Source organism: Streptomyces sp. SP17BM10 (assembly GCF_036322405.1).
In the GTDB taxonomy this organism is placed as follows: Bacteria; Actinomycetota; Actinomycetes; order Streptomycetales; family Streptomycetaceae; genus Kitasatospora.
Window position 1 is genome coordinate 1 of sequence record NZ_JAQYXB010000014.1, and the last position, 314, is coordinate 314.

The window sequence follows — 314 nt, forward strand, 5'->3', positions numbered from 1 at the left end:
CCACTGAGACAACGTTTCCGTTCCCTCAGGACCCAACAACGTGCCCGACACAACCAGAACCCGAACTCCCTTCCACGCCGAAGCAGTACTAAGAGACGAACCCTCGCTGTGCCGAATAGTCAACGTTCCACCCATGAGCAAGCACTTCAGGACATTCGCCCGAAGCTGCTATGTGCTCCTTAGAAAGGAGGTGATCCAGCCGCACCTTCCGGTACGGCTACCTTGTTACGACTTCGTCCCAATCGCTGGTCCCACCTTCGACGGCTCCTCCCCTTACGGGTTAGGCCACCGGCTTCGGGTGTTACCGACTTTCG

1 rRNA gene is annotated in these 314 nt (G+C 57.6%); it reads right to left on the minus strand.

Going from position 1 to position 314, the window contains the following annotated elements:
* Positions 1 to 183 precede the first annotated feature (183 nt).
* A 16S ribosomal RNA gene (locus PUR71_RS00040) occupies positions 184 to 314 on the minus strand; the annotation flags it as partial.